Genomic DNA, 16,478 nt, shown 5'->3' on the forward strand with positions numbered 1-16,478 from the left:
CTAATTGCTGCCTTAGTGGCTAAGGTTACGGGGCGGCATATTTCCTCCCTGTCGACTGACCGCGCCTTCGGGCGCGGTTTTTTTCACAAATCATGGCCGTTACATTAAAATTTCAGGTTTTCAGTTGACCGATGCCCCCGCCTTTCGTAACGTCTGCGCATAAATAAGTCGGCCAGTCCGACGGGGAGAAAATTTTTAGAAGGGAGCCGCTCCACCGGCTCCCTTTGTTCTTTTCTGTCGTAGCGTTACATTTCCGAAAACCCGGCAAAAAACCGTTCACATGTTGAAATGACCCACCTTAGCCCCTGACAGTGTGGGACAAGGGTGATAGACGAGTGAAAAAGCCAACATAAGACCGAGGCAATCATGATCAAGAACACCCTTTCCGTCAGCCTGGTGACCGCTTCTTTGTGGTGCGGAGTCGCATACGCTCAGGAAACGACGCAAGAAACCGAACAACAACCCCAGACCTCGCAAACTCAGATTGGCAACGATCTGGACCTGGGTGAAACCGGTCCGCGTAACGGCGAACAATACGTCAAGGAAGAAAAAGGCGACTGGGCGATCCTGTGCATCAAGACCGATGCCGACGAGGACCCCTGCGCGATGCGTCAGATCCTGACCGGCGAGCAAGGCCAGCCGATCGCGGAAATTACTCTGGAAAAATTGCCCGAGGGCGTGGCTGCGGTTGCCGGAGCAACTGTGGTTGTCCCGCTGGAAACAATGCTACAGGCGCAGCTGGCGCTTTCGATCGATGGTGCTCCGGGCAAGCGCTATGACTACCACCACTGTAACCCCGTTGGCTGTGTCGCGCAGATGGGCTTTACCGAGGGCGACGTGGAGGCAATGAAGGTCGGAACCAAAGCGACCTTGTCGCTTGTGTCGGTTCTCGCACCAAACCAACTACTGCAACTGGAAGTTTCGCTGTCGGGCTTCACAGCAGGTTTTGAAGGCTTGAAAGTTCTGCAGAACTGAGGTTTCGCTAAACTAAAGAAGCCGTCGGGATTTGCCGGCGGCTTCTTTGTTTGAAATCAGCATTTATATGCGTTTTAGGGCTATTACCGCATTCAGCCCGCCAAAAGCAAAGGCGTTGCTAAGTGCTACGTCCACTTTCGCCTCGCGGGCTTCGTTTGGCACAACATCCAGCGCGCATTCGGGGTCCGGCTCTTCATAGCCGATGGTCGGAGCGATCACGCCATCCCGCAGTGCCATGATACAGGCCAGCAGTTCGACCGCGCCGGTGCCACCGATAAGGTGGCCGTGCATCGACTTGGTCGAAGAAATCATCAGCTCATCTGCATGGGGGCCAAAAACACCGGCCACGGCCGCGCATTCCGTCTTATCATTGGCCGCGGTGCCGGTTCCATGCGCGTTGATATATCCAACACTGTCAGCGCTTAACCCTGCATCCGCAAGCGCGCCCGACATGGCACGCGCAGCGCCCTGTTTGCTGGGCATGACAATGTCCGACGCATCTGACGACATCGCAAAACCCACGACCTCACACAGGATATCAGCCCCACGGGCGCGGGCGTGCTCGAATTCTTCGAACACGAAGACACCTGCGCCTTCGCCCTGCACCATGCCATTGCGATTCGCGCTGAACGGGCGGCAGGCGTCCTTGGACATGACACGCAGCCCTTCCCAGGCTTTGACGCCACCAAAACACAACATTGACTCCGACCCACCCGTCAGCATCGCCGGAGCAGCACCGCTGCGTACCATCTGGAACGCCAGCGCCATTGCGTGGTTGGACGAGGCACAGGCCGTCGACACCGTAAAGCTGGGGCCCTTAAGGTTATGCTCCATCGAAACGTGACTGGCCGCCGCATTGTTCATCAGCTTGGGAACGACAAACGGATGCACCCGGTTTTTGCCATCCTCATAAACGGAACGGTAGTTGTCATCCCAGGTCGAAACGCCGCCGCCAGCGGTTCCCAACACAACGCCGGAGCGGGCCGCGAGGTCGCCGTGGAATTCGATCCCGGATTGTTCAATCGCTTCTTTGGCCGCTGTCAGAGTGAATTGTGTGAACCGGTCATACAGGGTCATTTGCTGGCGGTTAAACCGCCCCTCTGCCTCGAACCCGCGGACCTGACCACCAATCTGAATGGCCAGTCTTTCAACATCGCGAAATTCAAGAGCAGAGATACCGCAGCGCCCTTCGCGCATAGCCTCTAACGTATCAGGCACCGAATGGCCCAGTGAATTGATTGTACCGGCCCCGGTGATAACGACGCGTTTCATAGGATTATGTCAGACCTTTTCCGACACCAGCTTTTGGATACCGGTGATGATGGCCGCGACATTCGAGATGTCGAAGTCGCTGGCGCTCGGCTCGTTTGCGTTGAACGGAATCGAGATATCGAACTCTTCCTCGATGGCAAAAATGCTCTCGACCAGTCCAAGGCTGTCGATACCCAGATCTTCGAGCGTGCTTTCGGGTGTCACATCCGACGGCTCCAGCACGGCCTGCTCTGCAATGATTGCGATGACGCGGTCGCTGATGCTCATGTCGATCCTCTAATTATCATGTTGTGGTTGATTTAATCGCTCGGAGGCTGTTTGGAAACAGCCTTTTTCAGCGCCTCAACGTCACGTGCCAATCTCGGCAGCCGGCGCTGCGCTTTGTAAATGTCTGTATGCGTTTCCATTTTGATGGCGGGATAGCCCATAACCACGCGCCCTTTGGGAACGTTGGATAGGATTTTTGTGCCCCCGCCCGCAATCACACCATCGCCGATAAAGATATTGTCCGACACTCCGGTCTGTCCGCCCAAAACAACGTTGTTTCCAATTTCAACTGATCCGGACACACCGGATTGCCCGCATAACAGGCAATCCTGCCCGACACGTGTGTTGTGCCCGATATGAACCTGGTTATCGAGCTTTGAGCCATCGCCGATGCGGGTGTTCCTGATGGTTCCATTGTCAATGGTGCAATTCGCACCGACTTCGACATCATCGCCAATCTCAACGGCACCCAAAGAATGAATGCGGAGCCAGCTTTGCGCCCGGGCTTCACCCTGATCGCCCATGGATTTGCGGGCGTTTTCCACGCCTGATACCTCGGGCGTCACAAAGCTGAAACCGTCACTGCCGATCCTAGCGCCGGGTTGCGCAATGAAACGATCACCGATCTGAGCCCTTGCTCCGATACTCACCATCTCGCGCAGAAACGCGTCGTCGCCCAGAACGGCATCCAGACCGATCACGCAATGTGGGCCGATGACCGCATTCTTACCGATACGCGCACCGGCACCAACAACCGCCAATGGACCGATCGAGGCACCCTCGCCTATCTCCGCCGTTGGGTCGATTACGGCAGAGGGGTGAATGCCCGGCTGCACTCCTTGCCCGCGATCCAGCATTGCCGTGATACCCGCCATCGCCATGCGTGGACGCGGCACAAAAATCGCGGCCTCCAGCCCCAGAGCCTGCCAATCCGCACCTTCCCACAAAACGGCGGCGCGGGCGGCACCCGTGCTAAGCGCGTCCGCGTATTTCGGCGACATCGCCATTGCCAGGTCAGACGGCCGGGCATCGACCGGTTCTGCGGCGCGCTCTATAATAAGGCCAAGTTCACCCTGACAGTCCACGCCCAAGGCTTCGGCGATTTGCTGAATAGTGTACTGCATGACGGGCTTCCCGAATTAAGGACCTGCCCCGGTGATTACCCCTGAACGTCCGGCAGGGCTACCCCTGCTTTCTGCAGAGCGTCCCAGATTTTCCGGTCCCGGTCATAGACATCGCGGCGGTACTGAACCTCACCTTTCGGACCGACATAGGCGGTGCGATAGATCAGATGTACCGGAACATGCTGTTCCAGCGGGACAGTCGTTTCCTTGCCGGACGCCAATATACGGTGGAAAAACGCCTTTGGGTCCTCTTCCTGTTTGGCCAAAAGTGCATAGGCAAACTCGAAGGGTTGCGCCAACCGGATACACCCGTGCGAGAACGCTCGCGTCTCACGTGCAAACAGAGATTTCTGAGGCGTATCATGCAGATAGATGTTGTGCTTATTGGGAAACATGAACTTTACCAACCCCAGCGCGTTGCTTTTGCTGGGGGGCTGACGCATGGCAAACGGGAAGTTTCTGGTGTTGAACTGGGTGAAATCAACCGCGCCCCGATTAACCAGACGACCACTGCGATCCGTGATCTGGATGTGGCCTACGGCGTTTGGATTTGACTGCAATTTTGGCAGATATTCCTTGGTGATGATCGAGCGCGGCACATACCAACTGGGGTTGATGACCATATGCTCCATCTCGTCCGAAAATTCTGGGCTGCGACGGTCATGCACGTTCTTGCCAATCACGGCGCGGGTTTCAAAGGTAACCCTGCCATCGTCCACGATCTTGGCCGAAAAGTCGGCCTGGTTGACCAGAATGTGCCGCTCACCCCGTTCACGCGGCAACCAGCGTTCTCGTTCCAGTGCAACATAAACGGCCTTCAAACGCTCGGACGCCGTGCGGTTAAGCTCGGTGATCGTGCCCTCACCGGCGACACCATCAGTGGCCAGACCGTGCGCCTGCTGGAAGTCTTTGACAGCAGCCAGCATTGCCTCATCGAATTCCGGGCTTGCGGTCGGACTTAGATACTCCATTGTAATCAGACGGTTACGAAGCTTAATTACATTAGATCCGGTATCGCCATATTCCAACTTACCCACAGGTACGCCAGCACCCCAACCGCCTTGGTTGACCAATGCCTCAAGCGCGATTTTCTGTTTCATCAGTGCGCGGTACTGAATGGACTGCGGCGCGAGCTGATCGAAATACGCGTTCCCCTCCGCGGTAAGCAGGCCCTGCAAATGGTCATTGGCCGACCGACGCGATACTTTGCGGACTAACCCGTCGTCAATCTGCGCAGGACGCAAAGCGCCCGAGTACAGATCACTTGCGTAGCTGACAAACGCCTTGCTCAGTTCGACTTCAACCGAACCCAAATCCCGCAGCGATCTGGCGTCCTGCATTTTTGATACGATCGACTGTACGTCATAGGCCCCTTCCGGCAGGCCATGCAGGTTTGTGGAAGATAACGCCTTTATCAACCGCGCTCTGCGCGCTTCATGCTCAGGCGTGTCGCCCACCCAAATTGGCGCAAACGCGTTGGCGCGATAAAACTCAGCCAGGCCCGACCCTGCAGGCGCAAACTCGGCCACAGCCATTTGAAATGCCGTTCCGAGTGCAGACTGGGCACTTGCCACAGAGGCAGATGCCGTAATGCAAGCGGCGAAGATAAGACTTTTAGGCAACCGATAAAGTGCTCGCATGGGATGACCTTGATTATTCAATACTTTGCGCGTTCTGAGGCGCGTTCCGAACGAATATGGTTTTCAGCTGGACGTTTTGTCCATTCACAAATACATCAATCCAAAGCATCCATCCGAGCCTGATGCGCGTTTGCATCGGCTATATTGCGCGAACGCCTAATTGCCTCAATAGTATACCGATTTACATCACCTGCGCAAAAAATCGCCGAAAATTCCCCCTTGAAAAGGTGAATGTGAAAGATTTCTTGGCTAGCTTTTCGTACTGTGTCATAAATCCCGCATCTGGGACGGAAAAAAATTAAGATCGCGCGCGTAACATCGTGTGCAGGCAGGAACAGTACGGGACGAAACGAAATGACCACGAGCAGTACATCGGGCTTGACCCGGCGTGCCCTATTGGGCGCATTCGCTGCAACTGCAGTTGTAGCAGCACCGACTTATTCCAATGCAGCAGGTTTTTTGCGCGGTGGCGGCGATATCCGTCGTATCCGTATGTATTCGGGCCGCACGGGCGAACGGCTTGATATGATCTATTGGGTCGACGGAAAGTACATCAAGGACGCCGTCAAGGAAGTGAATCACTTCATGCGCGACTGGCGCACTGACCAAGCCAAGTCCATGGATCTGCGAACCATCGACATCATGGCAGCCTCTCACAATCTTCTGGACGTGAATGAGCCCTACACTCTTTTGTCCGGCTACCGCTCCCCCCAAACCAATGCAATGCTGCGGTCACGTTCGCGCCGTGTGGCCAAGAACTCGCTGCACATGAAAGGTCAGGCTGCTGACTTGCGCCTGTCGTCACGTTCCGTGTCCCAGATGGCCAAAGCAGCTATGTCCTGCCGCGCTGGCGGTGTCGGCAAGTATCACCGCTCGAACTTCGTCCATATGGATTGCGGCGAGGTTCGCAGCTGGGGCGGCTAAAAAACACCCAAACTGTTTCTCAACGACGAACGCTCTTGGGCGCTCTTTGTTTCCTTCGGACGTCCAGCACATTTCATTTCGCGGGAAGCGAGACCTCAAGGAAATAAACAACCACTGCACGCGGTTTTGTTTTCGATAGTAGTACCACTGCCGCCTATCTGCTGTAGTTGCGTGTTTGATTGCATCAATTTGCAGAGAGGAACTTTTGCTCACTAATTGTTGAACAGTTCGAGGCAATTTTGGCAGTTCAAAATCTAATCAGAAATGGCGCACCTGAGAGGATTCGAACCTCTGGCCTCTGCCTTCGGAGGGCAGCGCTCTATCCAGCTGAGCTACAGGTGCCTTGGCCGTTAGCTAACCTTGTTCTGATCCGGGTGCAACTGCAAATATTTCCGGATCGGCCAGGTTTCACGCAAACAAATCGTGTGCCAATTCCAGCGCGTCGATCAGTATGTCGACCTCGTCCGTGGTGTTGTACAGACCAAAGCTAGCGCGGCAAGTCGCGGTTACACCGTAGAAATCCATAAGCGGACCGGTGCAGTGATGACCGGCACGGACAGCCACGCCTTTCTTGTCCAGAATGGTCGAGACATCATGCGCGTGCCCTGCCCCGTCCATCGTAAAGCTGAAGATCGCGGCCTTGTCCGGGCGTGTGCCCTGCACCTGCAACCAGTTCAGACCAGTCAGTCTCTGCATAGCATAGTCGCGCAACCCGGCCTCATGAGCGGCGATATTTTCCATCCCCAGATCCATCATGTAATCCAGCGCAACACCCAGACCGATGGTTTGGACAATACCGGGCGTTCCGGCCTCGAATTTCATTGGCGGGTCGTTGTAGATCACCTGGTCCTTGCTGACCTCTTTGATCATGTCGCCGCCACCGATAAAGGGACGCATCTCGGCCATGCGTTCGGATTTGATGTAAATCGCACCCGACCCCGAAGGGCCATAAAGCTTGTGGCCAGTGATTGCATAGAAATCGCAGCCGATATCGGCGACATTGACGGGCATGTGCACAGCGCCCTGGCTACCATCGACCAGCACCGGCACGCCTTTAGCGTGCGCGCCTTCTGTGATCGCTTTGACGTCGACCACTGTGCCCAACACGTTCGAACACTGCGTCACTGCAACCAGCTTGGTCTTGGGGCCGATCGCGTCGATCACGGCCTGCGGGTCAAGGCCATCATCTGCGTCCACATCGACCCATTTCAGGACGACGCCCTGACGTTCACGCAGGAAATGCCAGGGAACGATATTGGCGTGGTGTTCCATCACGCTCAGCACGATCTCATCCCCGGCCTCCATGCGCGGCATGGCCCAGCCATAGGCGACCAGGTTGATCCCCTCGGTCGTGCCTGAGTTCAAAACAATCTCATCCTCATCCGCCGCGCCCAGAAAACGGGCGATGGTTCCGCGAACGGATTCGTATTTCTCGGTCGCCAGATTGGACAGGTAGTGCAGGCCGCGGTGAACATTCGCGTATTCTTCGGAATATGCCCGTGTCACCGCATCAATCACGACCTGCGGTTTCTGCGCCGATGCGCCATTGTCCAGATAGGTCAACGGCTTGCCGTTCACTTCCCGAGACAGGATTGGAAAGTCTGAGCGGATTTTCTGCACGTCATACATGGTCTTTTATTCCCTATACGGGGCCGCCGGGCGTTAATGCGAGGACAAAGGGCACTGCAATCAAAGCAGATAACACGATGACCCCGAAAGATTTAGCAAGCGAACCGAACTGGTGCGCTTCATTCAGAAAATGGAGCGTGACGTAAAGGCTGATAATCGCCGTGGCCAGCAAAAACATCAGCATCAAAAACGGCAGCACGAACGTAATGACCAGCGTGATCACCATCGCAGCGATCTGAAGGTACTGCAGCCAGATGGTCAGCGTCAGGATGTCATCGAATGTTGCACGGCCACCCAGAAACCTCCCTACGAACAGGAATGCCCCGACGCTTAGCAGCATGGCGCCGGCAGATCGGACCAGACCCAGGAACACAGGCGTAGGTGGGGGTACGGATTCATCACCGGGGACTGGAAGCAAATGATCAATACCCAGTTGCACAAGGCCGTTGAGCACCACGGCCAGAAAGAAAGAAAGCCATAATATTTCACGCCCCGGCCGCATGTCCAAAAGGCGTCGGGCCGCTTGGGCGGGGTGTGTCAGGGTCAAGATCGCGAGATCAACAAAGCCAGTGGGATTCATTCTTGCCGCCTTTGCGCTTGACTGAGACCTGCCAGCCAGAACCAAAGGAACACTGCGAACCAGACGATCCCGACGAGTGTCAGGGCCGGGCCAGATCCTATGAAACCGCCGACTAAACCATTCAACAAAACCAGAGGTGTTGAGGACAATAGCGCCCAGAACAGAGCCAATCTAGCGCCATACGACGTCCCCTGACCGCCAACCAACCGGGCCGCACCGTATGAGACAAAGGCCAGCAGGTAGAAAAACAGAGGCAGAATAATGACAGTGCCCATCAAGGCACCTCCCATCAGCATATCCAGCTCTAGCCCTTCGATATGCGCGCGTCGCGCAAGGCTGGGCAATTGCGCGATGAATGCAACGATGCAAAACGCCATGACAAACATCAGCGCCCTGTCCTCGCGCGGGCCAAGATCCAGAAGCCGCCGCACGACACGACCCGGCCCCCGATAGGTAGCCACGATATCCGAGGTCAAAGGCATCAGATGTGTCGCGACAGCCAGCCTTCAAGGCGGTTCACAATGGCATCAGCCAATACCTCATCCTCGATCTCATCGACGGCTTCGGCCAAAAATGCCAGCGTCAGCATATTGGTGGCGTCCTTAACCGAAACCCCGCGCGAACGCAGGTAAAACAGCGCCGTCTCATCAATCGCACCCGAGGTCGAGCCGTGCGAACACGCAACATCGTCGGCATAGATCTCAAGCTCGGGCTTAGCGAGGAACTGGCTGTCGTCATCCAGCAGCAAGGACTGGCTGATCTGATATCCATCAGTCTTCTGTGCGCCTTCCTTGACCAGGATCTTACCCTGGAACACGCCGGTCGCGCCGTTGCGCAGAACTTTCTTAAAGACCTGACGGCTTTCGCAGTTCACCGCGTCGTGGGTAACGAAAACCGTGTCGTCATGGTGGAAATCACCATCACCTACGCAGGCGCCTGCCACATGAGCAATTGCGTCGTCGCCGGTCAGTTCGATCACCTGTTCGTTGCGGGTCAAAACTCCATTTACCGTCAGCGTGAAGGACTTAAAGACAGATTCCCGTCCCAACCGCGTGAACATGTGAGTCGCAGCGCGACGTTCATGGTCCCTGCCCTGTGCGCGCACGTGATGCAACGTACCGCCATCGGCGATGTCGATCTCGATACATTTGTTGAACCGCGATGCCGCAGGACCGTTTTCCAGAACCGTCACCTCAGCGCCGCTTTCAACACGGATGATGTGGTGCAGCATGGCGTCCGAGGTCTCGGACGCATGGCGATAGATCAGGCTGATCGGCTTGGACGGTTTACCGGTGACGTGAATCGCGACGCCGTCTGCGGCAAAGGCGGTATTTAAAGCAGCCAACGGCCGCTGAACCGGGGATTGTCCGCGCGATTCCAGTACGCCGTACAACTCTTTGGCCCAGTGGATATCCTTGCAGCAGATATCCTCGATCCGGTCGATATTGACACCTTCGAGTTCCAGATCATCCGACTCTTCGACACTGAACACACCGTCGATGAAAACGATCTTCAATCGGTCGAGATTGCCAAACAGCAGCGGTTCGTCTGAGTGGAACAAAGCGGCATGCGGCTGATCGGCCGAGATCAGGGTGTCAGGGCGCGTGTACTTCCAATACTCGTCGCGCCGCCCCGGCAGACCCATTTCCAGCACTCGCGCCAGCGCGTCTTCGCGCGCGGCTCGGGTGCAGCCGGCCTCGGGCATGGTCAGCGTGGCCAGCCGTGCCTCGGTCGCGGTTTGTTTTACTTCGGGCAAAGCCATCAGTTCACCTCGGCCAGGATGTCGGCATAACCGTTGTTTTCAACTTCCAACGCCAGTTCGGGACCACCGGTTTTAACGATGCGACCGTCCGCCATGATATGCACAACATCAGGTTTGATGTGGTCCAACAGGCGTTGATAGTGGGTGATGACCAGGAAACCACGGCCTTCATCACGCAGCGCGTTCACGCCTTCGGCCACCAGTTTCATCGCATCGACGTCCAGACCTGAATCCGTTTCGTCCAAGATGCACATCTTGGGTTCCAGCATCGCCATCTGCAGGATTTCGTTCCGCTTCTTCTCACCGCCTGAGAAGCCAACGTTTACCGGACGCTTAAGCATGTCCGCGTCGATTTTCAGCGAATTTGCCTTGGCGCGCACTTCTTTCAGGAAGTCGGCGGCAGACAATTCGTCTTCGCCGCGCGCCTTGCGCTGAGCGTTCACGGCCGTGCGCAGGAAGGTCATGTTGCCAACACCCGGGATCTCAACAGGGTATTGGAACGCCAGGAAGACACCCGCAGCCGCGCGCTCTTCCGGCTCCATCTCCAAAAGGTCCTCACCTTCCAGCGTGGCAGAGCCTTCGGTCACTTCGTACCCATCGCGGCCCGACAGCACATAGCTGAGCGTTGACTTGCCCGAGCCGTTCGGCCCCATGATCGCATGTACTTTTCCGGCCTCAACCGTCAGATCGACACCTTTGAGGATTTGCTTTTCTTCTTCCTCAAGTTTCACGTGCAGGTTTTTGATTTCCAGCATTTTTTGTCCTTTTGCGTACCGCAAGGGGCCATCCGGCCCCGATATGTTCTAAATTCAGAGAAATGCGGGGTTAACCCACTGATCCTTCAAGGCTGATGGCCACAAGCTGCTGCGCTTCCATGGCAAACTCCATCGGCAACGCCTGCAGGACGTCCTTGCAGAACCCGTTGACGACCAGGGCCACGGCCTCTTCCTCGTCCATGCCGCGCTGACGGCAGTAAAACAGTTGATCGTCATCCACCTTGGATGTCGTCGCCTCATGTTCCACGCGCGATGAATTGTTGCGAACCTCGATATACGGCACCGTGTGTGCGCCGCATTTATCGCCGATCAGCAAGCTGTCGCACTGGGTGTAGTTGCGGCTGTCCTTCGCCTTCGGGTGCATTGACACCAGACCACGATAGGTGTTCTGCGCTTTACCCGCGCTGATCCCTTTGGACACGATGCGCGACTTGGTGTTCTTGCCCAGATGCACCATTTTGGTGCCGGTATCAGCTTGCTGCATGTTGTTGGTGATGGCGATCGAGTAGAACTCACCCTGGCTTTCGTCACCGCGCAGGATGCAGGAAGGGTACTTCCAGGTCACGGCGGATCCGGTTTCCACTTGGGTCCACATCACCTTGGACCGATCACCCCGGCAATCGGCGCGCTTGGTCACAAAGTTATAGATACCGCCCTTACCGTTTTCATCCCCGGGGAACCAGTTCTGAACGGTCGAGTATTTCACCTCGGCATCTTCTTCGATGATGATCTCAACAACGGCCGCGTGCAGCTGGGCCGTGTCGCGCTGCGGCGCGGTGCAGCCTTCCAAATACGAAACGTAAGAACCCTTGTCCGCGATAATCAGTGTGCGTTCGAACTGACCCGTGTTTTCCGCGTTGATGCGGAAGTAGGTGCTCAGTTCCATCGGGCAGCGGACGCCTGGTGGGATGTAAACGAACGAGCCATCCGAGAACACGGCCGAGTTCAGCGTGGCGTAAAAGTTGTCAGAAACAGGCACAACGGTGCCAAGATATTTTTTCACCAGTTCAGGGTGCTCCCTGATCGCCTCTGAGATCGAACAGAAGATCACGCCGTGTTTGGCCAGCTCGTCCTGGAACGTTGTACCAACGGAAACCGAGTCGAACACCGCATCCACGGCCACCTTGCGACCTTCAGCAGGCATATCCTCGGCGCCTTCGACACCGGCCAGAATCATCTGCTCTTTCAGCGGGATACCAAGCTTTTCGTATGTGGCCAGAAGCTTGGGATCGACCTCATCCAACGATTTGGGCTTTTCCTCCATCGACTTGGGACGGGCATAGTAATACTGGTCCTGAAAGTCGATCTTGGGATAGTGGACCATAGCCCAGTTTGGCTCGTCCATCTTGGTCCAGCGTTCGAAGGCCGCCAGACGCCATTCCGTCATCCATTCGGGCTCTTCGTTCTTTTCCGAGATCAGCCGGACGATATCCGGGTTCACGCCCTTGGGCGCATACTCCATCTCGATATCGGTATCCCAACCGTATTTGTAGGTACTGACCTCGCGTACCGCGTCCACGGTTTCCTGATCGACACCTTCTTTTACCTGGGTCTGGTCCAAAGCGGCCATATGACACCTCCGTCAGATCACGCGGCGCGCGCGCGATGCTTCTTTTCTTTTTCAAGCCACGTTTCGGCGAAACGCAGCACATCTTCTTCAGTGGTCAAAGGTCCCAGAGACACGCGGATCGCGCTTGCTGCTGTGACCTCATCAAAACCCATCGCGGTTAACACCGCGCTTGCCCTGACCTTGCCGCTGGAACAGGCAGAACCTGCACTGATAGCGAAACCTGCCAGGTCCATCTGCATGACCTGCGTTTCGCCCTTCCAGCCGGGAGTCGCGAAACACGAGGTATTCGGAAGGCGGTCCTGACCTTTCCCGACAAAAATAGTAGATTTAGAACCAGCCTCAAGGGCATTTTCTAGAATATTTCTAAATTCACGAACCTGTTCCCAGATACCATTTGAAAGATCCCGCGCTGCGGCTTCAGCTGCCGCCCCGAACCCCGCGATTCCAATGACATTTTCGGTGCCTGACCGTCGGCCCATCTCTTGTCCACCGCCTTTGATCATTGCAGGCAATTCAGTGCCACGTTTCAACACCACCGCGCCAATACCTTTCGGGCCGCCTAGCTTATGGGCCGAAATCAACGCCATCTGGACGCCCTGCCAGTTAAAGGCCACCGGCAATTTACCAAAGGCCTGTGTCGCGTCGGTTACAGCCAATCCTTTGGGTAACGACTGCACAATCCCGGTTTCGGAATTCGCCAATTGCAGGGTCGACAGCTCGGGGTTTGACACGTCCACCTGACCGGATTGCAACGTGGGCAAGTCTTCGGTGATCCATGATCTGATCGCGTCATGCTCAATCGCGGACCCGTGCAAATCACGATTAGCCAATGTCAGCGCGGCCCCTTCGGTCGAACCTGATGTGAACACAACGTCTGCCCCATCCGCACCAAATGCGGCTGCAACCTGCGCCCTTGCCCGCTCGATCAAAGCCTTGGCGGCGCGGCCTTCGGCGTGAACGGACGAAGGGTTCCCGCACAATTCCATCGCCGCCACCATGGCCTCGCGGGCCTCGGGGCGCAGCGGTGTTGTTGCGTTATGATCCAGATAAACACGATTCATGGATACATCTTTTCCTGGTCGCAAAGCGGGGAAGAAACCCAAGAGGTAAACAGCATTGGATTACTCATCAACGATGGAAAACAGACTGGGAACTGCCGGGCACGGGGCCAAGTCGTTCTTGATCACGTCAGACAGGCGCGTCTGGTGCAAAAAAACGTAGACATGCGCACTGAGACCTTCCCAAAGACGGTTGGTCAAAGACTGCGCCCGGCTGCCCGAGGATGCCCCGGATGCCCCGGCACCTTTTTGCAGCGCGTCCACGGTTTCATCCACCGCCGCCAGAACTTCGACCACCCGAATCTCGGAAGCAGGCCGCGCCAGACGATACCCGCCACCCGGTCCACGTACGGACGAAACCAGTTCAGCCCGGCGCAATTTGACGAAAAGCTGTTCAAGATATGGAAGCGAGATATCCTGACGTTCGGAAATTTCGCTAAGCGTCACCAGGCGATCCGAGGGCTGTAGAGCAATATCAGCCAGTGCAACCATCGCGTAACGACCCTTTGTCGAAAGCTTCATTGTCTTTCCCTCATGGCAGGTTATAAGCGAAAACATTGACGCCGCCGCCGCCAGTGCGTATCTCCGACAGGCAGCGCCTTGCGCAAAGCATCATAATTAGAACCGTTCTAAAGTGCCTTACGATTACCGTCAAGTATATCGTGGCATCAGGAAGAAAAAGACAGGACCAAAGCACACATGCCCGAGGTGATTTTTCCCGGACCCGAAGGCCGCCTGGAAGGCCGCTACCACCCGCAAAAGGAAAAAGACGCACCGATTGCCATCGTGCTGCACCCGCATCCACAATTCGGCGGGACCATGAACAACAAGGTGGTCTATAATCTGCACTATGCGTTTTACAACATGGGCTTCACCGTGTTGCGATTTAACTTCCGCGGCGTGGGCCGCAGCCAGGGAGAATACGATCAGGGCATCGGTGAACTGAGCGATGCCGCGTCAGCGCTGGACTACCTGCAGTCGATGAACAACAACTCCAAGCACTGCTGGGTTGCCGGCTTCTCGTTCGGTGCCTGGATCGGAATGCAGCTGCTGATGCGCCGCCCCGAAATTACGGGCTTTATCAGCGTGTCGCCGCCAGCCAACATGTATGACTTCTCGTTCCTGGCCCCCTGCCCTTCATCCGGCCTGATCATCAACGGCTCGTCCGACCGTGTTGCCCCGCCCGCCGACACCACGTCGCTGGTCAACAAGCTGCACGAACAAAAGGGCATCACCATCACGCATAACGAGGTTGAGGGTGCTGATCACTTCTTCCAGGACCGTCATATGGACACGCTGATCACCGATGTCAGTGACTATGTGAAGCGTCGCCTGACCGAGAACACGCGCTAATGTCGAATACCATCACAACGCTTGCGGCCAAACTGGCCGAGGACACGATGAAGGTGATGGACGAAACCGGCAATGATCGTTTCTTTGTCGAGGTAGGAGAGCTTTTGGGCGCGTCCTCACAAACCTTGGAAGAGGCCTTTCTGACTGAAATGCGTGTACGCATTGCTGAACGCAAAGCGCGCAAGTTTGTCATCGACGCACTGACCAAACATCGATCCCAGGTAAAAGCGATTGAAAAGAAATGACTGAAAGACTGTCCGCGCAACTTGAATTCCTGAAACGCGCGGACAGGCTGAAGTCGGTCGATCGCGCCAATGCGCTCCTGGATCGGTCCCGCCCTGAAAACTCTGCAGAACACAGCTGGCACCTGGCCTTATGGGCATTGACGATGGAGCCGTTGGCGGGTGACGACGTTAACATTAACCGCGTCATACGCATGCTGCTGTTGCACGATCTGGTCGAGATCATCGTCGGCGATCACCCCATTCACCTGGAAACCGATTGGAACGCCGTGGAACGCGCCGAGCGCGCGGCGGCGGACGAGTTGTTTAGTCTCTTGCCGGACGATCAGACGTCTGCGTTTCAAGCCCTGTGGGAAGAGTTCGAGGCCGACACGACGCCGGACGCGAAATTCGCCAAGTATCTGGACCGATGCCAACCGCTGTTTCAAGTCTTGTGTTCGCCAACCCCCAACCCGGATCATGTTGAAGTAGCGCGGGAAAACCTCTGCAGTGGTCGCGCCGCGTATTTGGCGCGGGAATTCCCCCAAGCACACGCTCTGGCCAGCGCCATGCTGCACGCGCAGTCAACGCCCGAAACTGCGTTTTCTGAACGGCTGGCTTTTCTGACTGAGGCAGACCGCCTGAAGTCCGTTTACCGCGCCTCGCGCCTGTTGTCTGACGATCGGTTTGAGAACTCGGCCGAACATTCCTGGCACATCATGCTGTTTGCTTGGGTTTTGGCGGAATACGCGCAGCCCGGTGTATCGCTGGACCAAGTCCTGAAAATGCTTCTATTGCATGACATCGTCGAAATTGATGCCGGAGATCATCCCATCCACGGACAAGTCGACCACGCCGCACAAGAAGCCGAGGAAAAGGCAGCAGCCGACAGGTTGTTCGGGTTGTTGCCCGAGGCACCGCAGCACGCCTTCCGGACGCTATGGGAGGAGTTCGAAGCCGCCGAGTCGCCAGACGCGCGATTTGCCAAGGCGATCGATCGGTTTCAAACCCCGATCGGGAACCTTGAAACAGGTGGCGGGTCCTGGGTCGATTACAACGTGACGTTTGCCCAGATCGAACGCCGTGTGGGAATCCCGATCAATCGCGGTGCACCAGCGCTGTGGTCATGGTTGCGACCGAAACTGAGCACGTATTTTTCAGAAAACACCGTCGGTTGAGCCAATAGAAAAAGGGGCACAAAGGCCCCTTTTCCAATCGTTCCGGCAGGCACTTAAACCTGAAAACTTTGAAACCGCTCAACACCACTGGCTGCGTTTATGTCGACGGACCCCCCGCCCGCAAGCCACCCAAGCGCCACTATGAATGC

At 56.2% G+C, this 16,478-nt stretch carries 17 protein-coding genes and 1 tRNA gene; 5 read left to right on the forward strand and 13 right to left on the reverse strand.

What is annotated here, in order from left to right; genetic code table 11:
* The first annotated feature begins 366 nt into the window (after positions 1 to 366).
* Positions 367 to 975 (forward strand): invasion associated locus B family protein, encoded by a 609-nt coding sequence (locus QMP16_RS03510; RefSeq protein ID WP_109311523.1) that lies wholly within the window; start codon positions 367 to 369, stop codon positions 973 to 975.
* A 63-nt stretch (positions 976 to 1,038) separates the two neighbouring features.
* On the opposite strand, the gene QMP16_RS03515 is transcribed toward QMP16_RS03510, so the two are convergent.
* From QMP16_RS03515 to QMP16_RS03530, 4 genes are read right to left on the reverse strand one after another with little or no spacing between them, the layout of a single operon-like run.
* Entirely contained in the window at positions 1,039 to 2,247 is a 1,209-nt protein-coding gene (locus tag QMP16_RS03515; RefSeq protein WP_282118416.1) for a beta-ketoacyl-[acyl-carrier-protein] synthase family protein, read from the reverse strand.
* Between the two features lie 9 nt (positions 2,248 to 2,256).
* Positions 2,257 to 2,514: an acyl carrier protein gene (locus tag QMP16_RS03520; protein ID WP_058271604.1), complete on the reverse strand. Its 258-nt coding sequence runs from the start codon at positions 2,512 to 2,514 to the stop codon at positions 2,257 to 2,259.
* Positions 2,515 to 2,546: 32 nt separating this feature from the next.
* Positions 2,547 to 3,638, reverse strand: a complete 1,092-nt coding sequence (lpxD, locus tag QMP16_RS03525) for a UDP-3-O-(3-hydroxymyristoyl)glucosamine N-acyltransferase (protein ID WP_282151235.1) — start codon at positions 3,636 to 3,638, stop codon at positions 2,547 to 2,549.
* 35 nt (positions 3,639 to 3,673) lie between these two features.
* On the reverse strand, positions 3,674 to 5,278 hold the full coding sequence (locus QMP16_RS03530; RefSeq protein WP_282151236.1) for a L,D-transpeptidase family protein: 1,605 nt from the start codon (positions 5,276 to 5,278) through the stop codon (positions 3,674 to 3,676).
* 354 nt (positions 5,279 to 5,632) lie between these two features.
* On the opposite strand from QMP16_RS03530, the gene QMP16_RS03535 reads away from it, so the two are divergent.
* The gene (locus QMP16_RS03535; protein ID WP_113790634.1) at positions 5,633 to 6,202 is read left to right on the forward strand and encodes a YcbK family protein; all 570 of its coding nucleotides are present in this window, start codon (positions 5,633 to 5,635) and stop codon (positions 6,200 to 6,202) included.
* A 265-nt stretch (positions 6,203 to 6,467) separates the two neighbouring features.
* Here the strand turns inward: QMP16_RS03535 and QMP16_RS03540 are convergent.
* The 9 genes from QMP16_RS03540 to QMP16_RS03580 all read right to left on the reverse strand — a co-directional run bounded on the left by QMP16_RS03540 (position 6,468) and on the right by QMP16_RS03580 (position 14,099).
* Positions 6,468 to 6,544: transfer RNA gene (locus QMP16_RS03540), tRNA-Arg, on the reverse strand.
* Positions 6,545 to 6,610: 66 nt separating this feature from the next.
* Positions 6,611 to 7,831 (reverse strand): cysteine desulfurase, encoded by a 1,221-nt coding sequence (locus QMP16_RS03545; protein ID WP_282151237.1) that lies wholly within the window; start codon positions 7,829 to 7,831, stop codon positions 6,611 to 6,613.
* A gap of 13 nt (positions 7,832 to 7,844) precedes the next feature.
* Positions 7,845 to 8,411, reverse strand: coding sequence for a Yip1 family protein (locus QMP16_RS03550; RefSeq protein WP_282151238.1), 567 nt, complete (start codon positions 8,409 to 8,411; stop codon positions 7,845 to 7,847).
* Complete coding sequence (locus QMP16_RS03555; protein ID WP_058277968.1) at positions 8,408 to 8,893, reverse strand: YIP1 family protein; 486 nt, start codon at positions 8,891 to 8,893, stop codon at positions 8,408 to 8,410. The genes QMP16_RS03550 and QMP16_RS03555 overlap by 4 nt, the downstream gene beginning before the upstream one ends.
* Positions 8,893 to 10,173 (reverse strand): SufB/SufD family protein, encoded by a 1,281-nt coding sequence (locus tag QMP16_RS03560; RefSeq protein ID WP_282151239.1) that lies wholly within the window; start codon positions 10,171 to 10,173, stop codon positions 8,893 to 8,895. The genes QMP16_RS03555 and QMP16_RS03560 overlap by 1 nt, the downstream gene beginning before the upstream one ends.
* The gene (sufC, locus tag QMP16_RS03565; RefSeq protein ID WP_282151240.1) at positions 10,173 to 10,928 is read right to left on the reverse strand and encodes a Fe-S cluster assembly ATPase SufC; all 756 of its coding nucleotides are present in this window, start codon (positions 10,926 to 10,928) and stop codon (positions 10,173 to 10,175) included. The genes QMP16_RS03560 and sufC overlap by 1 nt, the downstream gene beginning before the upstream one ends.
* 70 nt (positions 10,929 to 10,998) lie before the next feature.
* Positions 10,999 to 12,519 (reverse strand): Fe-S cluster assembly protein SufB, encoded by a 1,521-nt coding sequence (gene sufB / locus QMP16_RS03570; protein ID WP_058271676.1) that lies wholly within the window; start codon positions 12,517 to 12,519, stop codon positions 10,999 to 11,001.
* Between the two features lie 17 nt (positions 12,520 to 12,536).
* Positions 12,537 to 13,580, reverse strand: a complete 1,044-nt coding sequence (locus tag QMP16_RS03575; RefSeq protein ID WP_282151241.1) for a cysteine desulfurase family protein — start codon at positions 13,578 to 13,580, stop codon at positions 12,537 to 12,539.
* Positions 13,581 to 13,640: 60 nt separating this feature from the next.
* On the reverse strand, positions 13,641 to 14,099 hold the full coding sequence (locus tag QMP16_RS03580; protein WP_058277972.1) for an Rrf2 family transcriptional regulator: 459 nt from the start codon (positions 14,097 to 14,099) through the stop codon (positions 13,641 to 13,643).
* Between the two features lie 177 nt (positions 14,100 to 14,276).
* Between QMP16_RS03580 and QMP16_RS03585 the strand changes: the two genes are divergently transcribed.
* From QMP16_RS03585 to QMP16_RS03595, 3 genes are read left to right on the forward strand one after another with little or no spacing between them, the layout of a single operon-like run.
* Positions 14,277 to 14,930 carry an alpha/beta hydrolase gene (locus QMP16_RS03585; RefSeq protein ID WP_058271679.1) on the forward strand — a complete coding sequence of 218 codons (654 nt, stop codon included), beginning with the start codon at positions 14,277 to 14,279 and terminating at the stop codon, positions 14,928 to 14,930.
* Positions 14,930 to 15,175, forward strand: coding sequence for a hypothetical protein (locus QMP16_RS03590; protein ID WP_058271680.1), 246 nt, complete (start codon positions 14,930 to 14,932; stop codon positions 15,173 to 15,175). Before QMP16_RS03585 ends, QMP16_RS03590 begins: the two co-directional genes overlap by 1 nt.
* Positions 15,172 to 16,329 carry an HD domain-containing protein gene (locus QMP16_RS03595; RefSeq protein ID WP_282151242.1) on the forward strand — a complete coding sequence of 386 codons (1,158 nt, stop codon included), beginning with the start codon at positions 15,172 to 15,174 and terminating at the stop codon, positions 16,327 to 16,329. Before QMP16_RS03590 ends, QMP16_RS03595 begins: the two co-directional genes overlap by 4 nt.
* Positions 16,330 to 16,478 lie beyond the last annotated feature (149 nt).

The sequence above is a fragment of the Ruegeria atlantica genome, from assembly GCF_947495585.1.
Classification (GTDB): domain Bacteria; phylum Pseudomonadota; class Alphaproteobacteria; order Rhodobacterales; family Rhodobacteraceae; genus Ruegeria; species Ruegeria atlantica_G.

What these genes read in the sequence shown, in the direction of transcription:
- QMP16_RS03535 (WP_113790634.1), top strand. Translation starts at nt 5,633, where the DNA reads ATGACCACGAGCAGTACATCGGGCTTGACCCGGCGTGCCCTATTGGGC.
- QMP16_RS03545 (WP_282151237.1), bottom strand. Translation starts at nt 7,831, where the DNA reads ATGTATGACGTGCAGAAAATCCGCTCAGACTTTCCAATCCTGTCTCGG.
- QMP16_RS03515 (WP_282118416.1), bottom strand. Translation starts at nt 2,247, where the DNA reads ATGAAACGCGTCGTTATCACCGGGGCCGGTACAATCAATTCACTGGGC.
- QMP16_RS03580 (WP_058277972.1), bottom strand. Translation starts at nt 14,099, where the DNA reads ATGAAGCTTTCGACAAAGGGTCGTTACGCGATGGTTGCACTGGCTGAT.
- QMP16_RS03520 (WP_058271604.1), bottom strand. Translation starts at nt 2,514, where the DNA reads ATGAGCATCAGCGACCGCGTCATCGCAATCATTGCAGAGCAGGCCGTG.
- QMP16_RS03510 (WP_109311523.1), top strand. Translation starts at nt 367, where the DNA reads ATGATCAAGAACACCCTTTCCGTCAGCCTGGTGACCGCTTCTTTGTGG.
- sufC (WP_282151240.1), bottom strand. Translation starts at nt 10,928, where the DNA reads ATGCTGGAAATCAAAAACCTGCACGTGAAACTTGAGGAAGAAGAAAAG.
- QMP16_RS03530 (WP_282151236.1), bottom strand. Translation starts at nt 5,278, where the DNA reads ATGCGAGCACTTTATCGGTTGCCTAAAAGTCTTATCTTCGCCGCTTGC.
- QMP16_RS03595 (WP_282151242.1), top strand. Translation starts at nt 15,172, where the DNA reads ATGACTGAAAGACTGTCCGCGCAACTTGAATTCCTGAAACGCGCGGAC.
- QMP16_RS03585 (WP_058271679.1), top strand. Translation starts at nt 14,277, where the DNA reads ATGCCCGAGGTGATTTTTCCCGGACCCGAAGGCCGCCTGGAAGGCCGC.
- QMP16_RS03550 (WP_282151238.1), bottom strand. Translation starts at nt 8,411, where the DNA reads ATGAATCCCACTGGCTTTGTTGATCTCGCGATCTTGACCCTGACACAC.
- QMP16_RS03555 (WP_058277968.1), bottom strand. Translation starts at nt 8,893, where the DNA reads ATGCCTTTGACCTCGGATATCGTGGCTACCTATCGGGGGCCGGGTCGT.
- QMP16_RS03590 (WP_058271680.1), top strand. Translation starts at nt 14,930, where the DNA reads ATGTCGAATACCATCACAACGCTTGCGGCCAAACTGGCCGAGGACACG.
- sufB (WP_058271676.1), bottom strand. Translation starts at nt 12,519, where the DNA reads ATGGCCGCTTTGGACCAGACCCAGGTAAAAGAAGGTGTCGATCAGGAA.
- QMP16_RS03560 (WP_282151239.1), bottom strand. Translation starts at nt 10,173, where the DNA reads ATGGCTTTGCCCGAAGTAAAACAAACCGCGACCGAGGCACGGCTGGCC.
- QMP16_RS03575 (WP_282151241.1), bottom strand. Translation starts at nt 13,580, where the DNA reads ATGAATCGTGTTTATCTGGATCATAACGCAACAACACCGCTGCGCCCC.
- lpxD (WP_282151235.1), bottom strand. Translation starts at nt 3,638, where the DNA reads ATGCAGTACACTATTCAGCAAATCGCCGAAGCCTTGGGCGTGGACTGT.